Annotated in this window: 10 protein-coding genes and 1 pseudogene; 8 read left to right on the top strand and 3 right to left on the bottom strand. The window is 64.3% G+C overall.

Features of this window, described 5'->3' with window-relative positions; translation table 11 throughout:
* Window positions 1–61 precede the first annotated feature (61 nt).
* A complete protein-coding gene (locus E0504_RS54720) occupies window positions 62–1,009 on the top strand; it encodes an aldo/keto reductase (protein WP_131627526.1) in 948 nt (315 codons plus the stop codon).
* On the opposite strand, the gene E0504_RS44640 is transcribed toward E0504_RS54720, so the two are convergent.
* Complete coding sequence (locus E0504_RS44640) at window positions 937–1,770, bottom strand: hypothetical protein (protein ID WP_131627524.1); 834 nt, start codon at window positions 1,768–1,770, stop codon at window positions 937–939. The two genes, E0504_RS54720 and E0504_RS44640, sit on opposite strands and share 73 nt — an antisense overlap.
* 176 nt (window positions 1,771–1,946) lie before the next feature.
* A complete protein-coding gene (locus E0504_RS44635) occupies window positions 1,947–2,324 on the bottom strand; it encodes a hypothetical protein (RefSeq protein WP_131627522.1) in 378 nt (125 codons plus the stop codon).
* A 153-nt stretch (window positions 2,325–2,477) separates the two neighbouring features.
* Here E0504_RS44635 and E0504_RS44630 point away from each other — a divergent pair, with 153 nt between their 5' ends.
* From E0504_RS44630 to E0504_RS44610, 6 genes are all read left to right on the top strand, one after another.
* Window positions 2,478–2,675 (top strand): AlpA family transcriptional regulator, encoded by a 198-nt coding sequence (locus E0504_RS44630; RefSeq protein WP_243657922.1) that lies wholly within the window; start codon window positions 2,478–2,480, stop codon window positions 2,673–2,675.
* Window positions 2,676–3,904: 1,229 nt separating this feature from the next.
* Window positions 3,905–4,108 (top strand): hypothetical protein, encoded by a 204-nt coding sequence (locus E0504_RS44625; RefSeq protein ID WP_131627518.1) that lies wholly within the window; start codon window positions 3,905–3,907, stop codon window positions 4,106–4,108.
* A gap of 63 nt (window positions 4,109–4,171) precedes the next feature.
* Window positions 4,172–4,480: a hypothetical protein gene (locus tag E0504_RS44620; protein WP_131627516.1), complete on the top strand. Its 309-nt coding sequence runs from the start codon at window positions 4,172–4,174 to the stop codon at window positions 4,478–4,480.
* Window positions 4,481–4,536: 56 nt separating this feature from the next.
* Complete coding sequence (locus E0504_RS44615; protein ID WP_131627514.1) at window positions 4,537–4,749, top strand: hypothetical protein; 213 nt, start codon at window positions 4,537–4,539, stop codon at window positions 4,747–4,749.
* Entirely contained in the window at window positions 4,749–4,904 is a 156-nt protein-coding gene (locus E0504_RS50950; protein WP_165938826.1) for a hypothetical protein, read from the top strand. Before E0504_RS44615 ends, E0504_RS50950 begins: the two co-directional genes overlap by 1 nt.
* A gap of 446 nt (window positions 4,905–5,350) precedes the next feature.
* The gene (locus E0504_RS44610) at window positions 5,351–7,120 is read left to right on the top strand and encodes a cell division protein FtsK (protein WP_243657921.1); all 1,770 of its coding nucleotides are present in this window, start codon (window positions 5,351–5,353) and stop codon (window positions 7,118–7,120) included.
* 500 nt (window positions 7,121–7,620) lie between these two features.
* On the opposite strand, the gene E0504_RS44605 is transcribed toward E0504_RS44610, so the two are convergent.
* A complete protein-coding gene (locus E0504_RS44605; RefSeq protein ID WP_131627510.1) occupies window positions 7,621–9,222 on the bottom strand; it encodes a recombinase family protein in 1,602 nt (533 codons plus the stop codon).
* Window positions 9,223–9,263: 41 nt separating this feature from the next.
* On the opposite strand from E0504_RS44605, the pseudogene E0504_RS44600 reads away from it, so the two are divergent.
* Window positions 9,264–10,067: pseudogene (locus E0504_RS44600) on the top strand (ATP-binding cassette domain-containing protein); the annotation flags it as partial.

The following is a 10,067-nucleotide window of genomic DNA, read 5'->3' as shown; positions in this document are numbered from 1 at the left end:
CGGCCAACTGGGAAGAGCCCGATATCCGATCCCTCGCCAGAGCCCTAGTCAAAGAGGGGATATGCGCCCACCTGACCGACGAATCGCTCTCGGGTTTTACCGGACTCGTCACAGTCGAGCCATCTTAGAAGCCGCACTAGATCGGGGAGTACGAGATCTCGACACGGCTTTCAACTATGCCAATTTTGCGTCGTTGGAGCTGCTCGCGGGCGTGGCCGGTGATCTATTGACAGAATTTTTTCTGTCTACCAAAGTCGGCTTTTTCCCATCGCCCACGGGGAATTCCGAGCATTCGCTAGACCCCACGCGGCTCCGAGTGGCAATCGAGACCACGGCGGATTCCTTGGGTCGGGTTCCGGACGTAGTGTTTCTACACAATCCCGAGAGAAGTATCCGCCAGCTTGGACCACATGCGGCCCGCAACTCCCTGGATAAAGCCTGTCACGCCTTGGATAAAGCGGCGCGCTCCGGGCTGTGTGGGGAGTGGGGGATATCGACGTGGGACCCTCGAATTATCGTCCAAGTGCTATGCCATGGCCGGGAACTTCGCAGCTCTCCCTCCCACCTGATGCACCGATCCGGGGTGCTCGCCAGTTCCGCTATTGTCGAGGCATCCGAGAATCTCGCAGACCTTTTCGGGGTGGCCCGGGACCGGCGGTGGGGAATGAGCCCTTTTTCGGGTAGTACCCGGGCTCCTTTCTGGGACACGGTCAACCTTGCGCCGTTCCTTAGCACGCAGGGTCAACACAGTTCCGTCGAGGCAGCTTTCCGCTTGGCCTACGAATTGCCGAAGGTCGGGCGAGTCGCGGTTAGCGTCAATGATCCGGGCCATCTCCGGGAACTGGTGGAGGCAACACGGCTCGGCGTCGACCGAACGACGATCGACAGATACCGATCCGTCCTGCGGGATCGACAGCGACCGGCCCGCAGAGGGGGCTACTCAGCCCCTGACAGTTCGGTCACGAGCCGCTCAGCTTCACGGGTCAGGGGCTCAGCCAAATCCGGGTGATCGCCGAAGTTGCGGATCATCCTCAGAAGTTCGACACACATAAACAAGCGAGCCAGCGCCCCAGACCGGCAGGACAAGTCATCGGCGAATAGATCAGACACTCGCTCGGCAACGGCAGGAACCAGCAACGAAAAAGCCCACAGAGTCGCACCGTCGAGCCCACGCGGCCCCAGACCCCAACCTTCCCAATCCAGAAGCATCATTTCAGGCGCCGTGAGATTCGCCCAGTGGACATCAGCATGAGTCGGCAACCACTCGTCCACGGTCGGATCTACCATTGGACCGGCATACTCCCGTATCCGCCTGTCGATCAAATCCTGTCGGACGGCTACGCGAGTCGTCTTCGTCTCGGTAAGGGCAGTGAGCGAATCACGTAGAGCGGTCCACCACGCGCCAGAGAGGTTCCGCGGTTCCTCGCGTATCTCCGGTGTTGAGCTGATCGAAGGGCTCTCTACGCGGGTCGTCTCGTCTGCCCGCCACACCAGTTCGCGCGTTGGGTCGAACCAGCGCACAGAACCGAGAAGCTGCGGTTTCGACACGCCAGTGAGGACCGAAGCGCATTCTTCCCCCGTCCATATACGCTCGTTGATCTGGCTCGCAGGTCGAAAGAGAATCTTGATCCACGTTCCCCGACTCGTCCCGAACCCCATGGATTTTCCACCCCATCCGAAAGCCGGATTCTCGGTATCGAGATCGATGGAGAATGCCGCCGCGCAATGGCCGATTACGTCAGGGATCGGAGTCTCCCGTAGGTCGAGCATCGTTGTTCCTCGGGCTAGTCGGATCTCGGAACACCGACCCTACTGCACCGGACACGACCCGGTGTGCTCGCCGTTCCCGGTCGCACAACGACGAAAGGGGCACCCTTCGGGGTGCCCCTTCGCCCTTTGCTGGTCGGTTACCGAGTTGGGTTCCTCGTTGCGTCGAGGTGACGTCCTTACAACCGGCGAAGGGTCCGGTTAACGATGTCCCGGAGTTCGATATCAGTGAGGGTGGGTGGGTCGTCGGTGGGGTCGAGGGCGGGTGTCCACCCGGTGGCGCCCGTCCCGTGTGGGCCGTACGGTCGCCGTCCGGTGGGGGTGGGGATGGGCCCGAAGGTGAGGATCACGGTTGGGTCGCTCGGTTCCGCCGGCCGGTGGTCGAGGTAAACGACGCTGGGCATGGTGGCGGTGACGTTGACGATCTCGTGGAGGTCAGCTCCGGGGCTGACCGCGAGTTCGTACAGTCCGCGTGCGGTCCGGCGTACGGAGACGAACCGCTCTCCGTCGAACGGGTTCCTCCAGGGACCGTGGCCTGTGGGCGGAATACTGGGCATGGGGCCGCTTCCTCCTGTCGCTGTCAGGGGTGGCGGTCCTAGGTCCGGGGACGGTGTGCCAGCACTGCCCTCGGACCGCTTGCGGACCGCTGTTGGTGTGGGGCAACCCCAATGATAGAGGCACTGTTGGGGTCGGGCTATAGCATCACGCGCGTGACCGACGAACCGCTGTGGACCACTGGCGACATCGCCGAGAAGCTAGGCGTCACGACCGAACGCGCGCGGCAGCTCTCGCACCGGCCGGACTTCCCGAAGCCTGTGCAGCAGGCTCGGCACTACCGGTTCTGGCGTGCCTCGGACGTGCAAGCGTGGATCGCGCGGCATCGGCCGGCATCCAAGGAGGCCGAGTAGCCGTGCCCGCACGCGCCCTGCCACGACCGGCAGGGCGCGCGATCATCACGTGATGATCGATGGGGACCACGTGGACGTGTTCCGCACCGGGGGCCGTTTCGGTCAGTGCGGCCGGCGGCGGGGCGCTGACCGTGGGACTCGGATTCTGATCATGAGTCGGCTTGGTTCGGTGTCCATGGGCGCCGATTGTCCCGTACGGTTCGCGGCTGATTCCTTATGTGTCGCTCGCGCGCAAGCCGGTAAAACTCGATCGGCGGGGGTGGGAGTTGGTGCGGGAGCTTAAAGTGCAAGTAGGTTGACAACCACGTCGATCCCTCGCCGCGGGAAATCCGGTAATCGATTTCCATCGCGAGAGCTTCAAGGAGATCGTCTTCGGTGTGGCGTCGGATCGTCTCGGCGCTTAGATGGTAAATTTCCGCCGCTTTTTCTCGTCTTTCCGTCAGCGTGAAGGGCGGCTTTTTTCCGCGTGGGATCGGGTCCAAGTTATACAAGGCCCGTAGTGCGTCACTTCGTGGCCTCCCGAGAGCATCGATAGACGCGATGAGGACACGGTGAGCCCGTCGCGCACGGTGGTACACCGTGCCAGGTTCACCGGGTGCGAGACGGGTGACGAGCCCCTTGGCGCCGTTCAGTAGATCCTTCGGGTGCTGGGCGCCGGTCGCGAGTAGGTCATCTAGCAGCGCGATGAGGCCCGTCGGGTCGCGGTCGTCGTGGTCCGCGTGGCTGTCGTTCATGGCGCGTGTGGGGCGCTCCGGGGTAAGGGGAGGGCAAGCCCTACCGTCGGAGCGCACCTCCTTTCACTGACAGTGAGCAATACGCCCCACGATCGTCACGTTGGGCGATCGTCTAACTACTACCTATGAGTATGGCTAGGACATGCCATCGCGGGTTGCGGTGCGCCCGTAGTTGTTCATAGGTAGTCCGGGCCCTGTGTTTATGCGGGTCGTCCGTGCTCTGTTCCCGCCCAGTACGCGCCCACTTTGCGCCCAGTGCGGAGCACGGATGATCGTTGCCCAGTAGGCGCCCAGTGCCGCCCACTCCACGCCCAGCGTCGCCCAGTTGGCGCCCATTCCATGAAGATCGAAAACCCGAATACTTGCCCACTGGGCGCCCAGACAAGGCGGTTCTGCGGGGGCAGGATTGGTTTCGTACCGATCCGGGGCGCGCGACTCGGATCACACCGAATTCCTTCCCCCTGTCCACGCACGTGTCCTTTGTGGGGTACTCCCATGCTCTTTCTCCTCCTCCTGCTGCTGGTCTTCGTGCCGCTGGTGAAGTGGGCCGGTCGCGTTTTCCTCGCTCTCGGGGCGCTGGTTCTCCTCCTGACCGGATTTGCGTTTCTGGCGGAGCACGGCGGCGGCGCCCTGGCCGTGGCCGTCCTGGCAATTGTCGCGGGTTCCGTGCTGTTCTTCCGCCGCCGTAACCGGCACTGACCTCCGCTTTACCTCTCGCTTTCAATCCCTCGGTTTCCGTTCCCTAGAAGGGGCTTATTAAGCATGTCCGAAATCGACCCGAAGTTCGGGCCGCTCACCCTGTCCGACCTGGAGAACCGTATTCAGGTGAAGTGGGACGAGTACCAGGCGACCTACACCGCGTTCACGGTGCTGCACCGCATCTACATGGAGATCATCGGATCGGCGACGACGCTGCTCGACTTGGAGTTCTTCGACGTCCTCGACATCGTCCGTGAGCGCATGACGACGTATCAGGCGGACACCCGCACGGCCTACCGCGACACCTACATGACGTGGGCGGACGCCGCGGGTGTCGAGGTGCCCCCGGACTACTTCGGTCCGGTCGAGTGAGGACCCATCCTCTCTCGCCTCCCAATCCGTTTTCCGGACTCATGGAGACCACCCCCATGGACATTTCTGCCGTCGTTCTGATCCTGCTTCTCCTCGGTGTTTCCGCGTTCGCGCCGCGGTTGCGAGTCAGCCGCCTGGTTCCCGTGACGTGCGTCCTTCTCGGTTTCTTTCTCGGCCGTTTCGGGATCGGGGTCGTCGCCCACGGGGTGTGGGACTTCATCGAGTCCGTCCTGTCGGTTCTCCCGGTCCGCGTGGAGTCACAGCAGTGATGACCTTCCTTTTCATCCTCCTCGTGGTTGATGTCGTTCTCGCGAACCTGTGCGCGCTGATCCTGGCAAGCGGGCAGCTCATTCAGGGCCACCTCGACCGGCGCGACGACACCAACACCGGTAAGGCCATCGAACACCACATTTCCGTCCGCTAACCATTCCCTTGTAAACGGGGTGCCGGTCCGTCCCACAGGCCGGACCGGCACCCGTTTCCCGCACCTTGGAGGTTCCTTCGATGGCGGACGAAGATCCGCGATCCGATGCATCCGGCTGGACACCCGATATCGCTGCCGCACTCGCCGAGACCCGCCACACCAGCGCCGAGAGTTACGCGGTCGACCTCGACGCAGACCGGCCCCCCACCGGCACCGTGGTGGACCTTCCCCACGCGGCCACGAAACCCCGTGAGGGGGAGCGGCGGCCGATCGTGCGCGAGGATCTACGGTGGCCCCACCTTGCCACCACCGTGCGCCACACCGGAGCGTTCTGGGCCTACGTGGCGCTGTTCCACACCGTCCGCGCCCCCTGGTACCTCGTGGTGGCGCTCCGCGCTGCTCTCATCGGCGCGGGACGGCTCCTGTCCCAGCACGGCCGATGGCTCATGGTCACGGACGCGTCCGGTCTCCGGCAGGCTGCCGCGAACGGGGACGCATCGACCTGGTTGAGCCTGCACCGGACCGTGCACGCCGCGCGGACACGACACGCACTCATCGTGCTCGCCGAAATGGCCGTGTGCGGATGTGCAATATTCGTTCTCCCGTCCGTGTGGGAAACCCTGCCGATCCTCGGACGGATCATTCTCGTGGTGGGGATCGCGGCACCGTTCGTCGTGGCCGGACGACCCCAGCACGGCCGGTTGATTCCCCCGGCGGTCGTCACACCCCGATTCCGCAGGCTGACCGCGGACATCGTTCTTCGTGCCTACTACGCGGCGAGACTCGGCGACCCGGAAAAACCCGGGCAGCAAATCACCTTCGGGAGCGCGATGGCGCGCGACGGAGACGGTAGCCGCGTGCTCGTTGACCTTCCCTACGGCAAAGGTTTCACGGACGCGACGAGAGCGCATCCGGCGATCGCGTCCGGCCTCGACGTGGCCATCTCCCAAGTATTCCTCTCTCCCGACAAAACATCCAATAGGCGGCATGTCCTGTGGGTGGCGGACCGCGACCCACTGGCCATTCCAGCCGGACGCACCCCCCTGTTGCGTCTCCATGAAACGGATATCTGGAAACCGATTCCTCTCGGACTCGACGAACGCGGCCGGCAAGTCCTCCTAGACCTCCTGTGGAACAGCATCCTTGTCGGCGCGCAGCCACGAAAAGGAAAATCGTTCTCGCTGCGTCACATCGGCTTGTACGCGGCTGCCGACCCCTACGTGAAACTGTCGGTGTTCGATGCATCGGGACGGCCCGACTGGCGAGGGTTCACGGCGGTAGCCGACCGCTGTTCCTTCGGTATGGCACTCACTCGCGACGGCGACCCGATCGAAATTCTTCTCGACACACTCCGAGAGATCAAACGGGACGTCGAAGACCGCTACATACGCCTGTCGGACCTTCCCCCGTCCGTTGTCCCAGAGGGAAAACTCACTCGCGAAATAGCCCGTGATCCGTCCTACGGAATGCCCGTGCGGTTCCTCATCCTCGACGAATTCCAGCTCTACTTTTCGACCGGTGACAGCGACGTCGACCGGGAGATAGCCGATCTTCTCGTCTACCTCGTCCGGGTGGCTCCCGCCGCCGGTGTGATCATTGGGAGTGCGACGCAACGGCCGTCCGGGATCGGGTCCGGTGGCGAAGTCGCGCGCCGATTCACGGACTACCGCGACAATCATATTGTGCGGTTCGCGTTGAAAACCGGAAGCTACGTCGTGTCCGACCTGGTACTCGGTAGTGGCGCCTACTCGGAAGGTCTTGATTCGAGCACCCTTGACCCTGAATACAAGGGAGTCGGTATCCTACGCGGCGCGTTGGATCACAGTCCCACCGTGCGTTCCTACCTTGCCGACGCAGAGGATTCCGCGAAGATCCTGACAGCGGCGCGTGTCCGCCGGGAGAAGCTCGGAACCCTCACCGGGCAGGCTGCCGGACTCCCGTTCCAGGCCACGGAAGCGGCGCGGAACGTGCTCGAAGACGTCGCCACGATCTTCGGGGGGGATTCCGCGCTGCACTGGCCGGAAGTTGCCGAGCGTCTGGCCCGGGTTTTTCCCGAGCACTACGCGGACGTGAATGCCGAAGTGATCAGCGCGCAGTGCCGCGCGCTGGGCGTGCCCTCCGTCAACGTCCGGCGCGGCACCAGCGTGCTCAAGGGCGCACGCGCAGACGCGGTCCGCGCGGCCCTCCAACGCGCCCCACACCCCCGTTCCCCGTAGCGCACGGTGCCGCTACACGTAGCGGCACCGTTCACACCCCCGATGGCCCGTGCACGCCCGTGACCAGCGCAATCCGCGCGTGTAGCGCGTAGCGCCCAGGACCCCCACACGCGCCGAACGGCCCGCAGAGGCCCCCACAGGCCCGTCACGGCCGCTACCGCTACCCACGGCGCCACACACGCCAGAGAGGCCCGCCGATAGCCACCCAGGACGACCCACGGCCCCCGGCCGACGACACCCCCCACCCGGACGAGACCAGCGACGATCCACCGCTCACCGACCTTGACCGGTACGTCCGTGCCGCACTCGCCTCCATCCCCCCGGTACCCCAGGATGTCCGCGACGCGGTCCAGCGGCATCTGACCCGTGACGGCCTACCGCAACGCTCCGATCCGCCACCGGCCGGATAGACACCAGCCGACACGCAGATGGCCTCCCGCACCCTGAGCAGGGTGCGGGAGGCCATCTGCGTGCCCGCTAGGCCACGGCGAGCGTGGTCGTCACTCCCCATCACTGGTCAACGTGACGCGACGCCGTTCCCGGATGATGATCGCGTCCGGGTTGAACCGCGACCCCCGCTGTGTCGGGAGGATCGTGACCGTGAGCAGCGCGCGCACAACCTCACGCTGCACAGCGATCGGCAGCGCCCGGAAATCCTTTTCGCTGATGTCCTCCAACCCATCCGTCACATCCGGCACCACCATGCCAGTTAGCTTCTCCTCTTCCTTCTCCAAGTCCGCAAGGGTCCGCTGTAGGTTCCGCTGCAACCCCTCCTTACGGACGTGCTTCAACTCCTCGACGGGATATCCCGCCAAAGCGTCTTCCAACTGGTCCCGAGACTTGCGGAGCGCATCCACTTTCGCGCGCATCTCTGTGACCGACACCGGATCATTCTCCGAAGTCCAGCCCAGGTTTTCCCGCGCCAACAGCCCCGGCGTAGTGCACACACCGTCCTGCCACACCCCACACAGGACCGCATACACAAGATCGTCGGTCTTTCGCATCTGCCGGAACAGATGGTTCTTATGCTCGGTCGACACGCCACAGGCGTACGTGAGAATTCCGTTACGGAGACCTGCCGACCAGTAGAAATGGCCGTCGGGGCACGTCGCGATTCCGGAGAGCAGGTACCGTTCAGCCGGAGAATGGTTCGTCCGTCGCTCCGGATCTCTCAGAATCGCGCACGCTGCCTCCCACTCCGAGCGAGTGACCGCGCATCCCCACTCCGTCGTACCGTCCTTCTGTGCGATCTCGCGTCCCCATACTGCCCGGTACAACTCGCCGTGGTGCTCACGAAGACCCGCGTTCATCGCGCGCAACACAACGTTCCGAACGCGCTCAGCCGTCCATTCCGCCTTCTTCAAGCTCACTTTCCCATCGCGTGACTTCAACGTCCGGTACTGAACCGCTGTCGGCTCCCATCGCTGCCGCAACTCCAATGCCAGATGGCGACACGAATCCCGCTCACCCGCCCGGATCACCCGCAACGTCAATTCCCGGATGATTTCCTGTTCCCGAGGAACGGGAATGAGCTTACCCACCGCTGTCCCCCTGCTGCCCGTACGACGCCACCCATACGGCCGATTCCCACCCCCGTGATACTTTCCATTAGTCGCCTGCGACCGCATACCCCGCCGAACTCGCTTGGCAATCTTTCCTGCCTCACGCACAGCCAACAGTGCATCCAACCCCGTCTGAAACTCGTCTTCCTCGTCTGCCAAGTCGTAAACCCTGCCGTTGTAGCACCACAACACACCCGCCCGGCGGCACAATTCCGCCAACTCCGCGTACACGGCAAGATCACGCATGAAACGAGAGCATTCCGTCGTCACCAGAATGTCCAGCTCGCCCGACCGGATAGCTTTCACCATCGCGTCGAAATCGGGCCTGCCACGGCCCCCGTTCGCCGAGAACCGCGACGCGCCACGCCGCTGGTCCGTGAAACGGCGAACAATAGTCCACCCCTCACGCTCACACACCCTCGTCGAATCGTCGTCCTGCGACGCCACCGACCGGCCGCCCGCCGGATCATCGCTGTCGCGACTGTAGGTACCCGCACGCAACCGCGCGGCCTGTCGCACGTCGCCCACCGTCACAACCATGATCACTCCCGTCGGTTTGGGAGCATTACGGTACTTCGGTAGCGGGCAAGTCGACCACCATGCGGATGATGCTCGGGCTCGACCGGCCGACGGGCGGCGAGGTGCTCATCAGCGGCCAGCCATACGCGCAGATCGGGGAGCCGTTGCGGCACGTCGGTGCGCTCCTCGATCCGTCCGCCGTGCATCCAGGGCGGCGGGCTCGTGACCAGCTACTGGTCCTGGCCAGGAGCAACAGGATCCCGGACGCACGGGTGGACGAGATGCTCGACCGGGTGGGCCTGGCCGCCGCGGCCAGACGTCGGATCGGCGGATTCTCCCTGGGGATGCGCCAGCGGCTCGGGCTCGCGGCCGCACTGCTCGGTGATCCTCGAGTGGTCATCCTGGACGAGCCGCTCAACGGCCTCGACCCCGAAGGCATCCAGTGGGTCAGGAGCCTGCTCAAGGAGCTCGCCGAGGATGGGCGGGTGGTCCTGGCCTCCAGCCATCTCATGAACGAGATGGCGGTGACCGCCGACCATCTGATCGTGATCGGCAGGGGCCGTCTGCTGGCCGACGTCAGCATGACCGAGTTCAGCGCCCGGTACGGCCGCGGCCGGGTACGGCTGCGCACGCCAAGACCCGAACAGCTGGGCAAGGCCCTGGCCGCCGAGGGGTTCGTCCTGACACCGACGAACAGCGGAACGTGGGAGATACCTGACGCCCAGCCGGACCAGATCGGCGCGGTCGCCGCACGCGAAGGCGTGCCACTTCAGGAGCTTGCGCTGCACAGCGACTCCCTGGAGGAGGCGTTCCTGCGCATGACCGCGCACTCCACCGAGTTCGCCGCCGCCGGACGGGCGCTCTGA

Source organism: Parafrankia sp. BMG5.11, assembly GCF_004337455.1.
The sequence above is the reverse complement of the archived record's forward strand: the minus strand, read 5'-3'. Positions and strand labels throughout refer to the sequence as shown.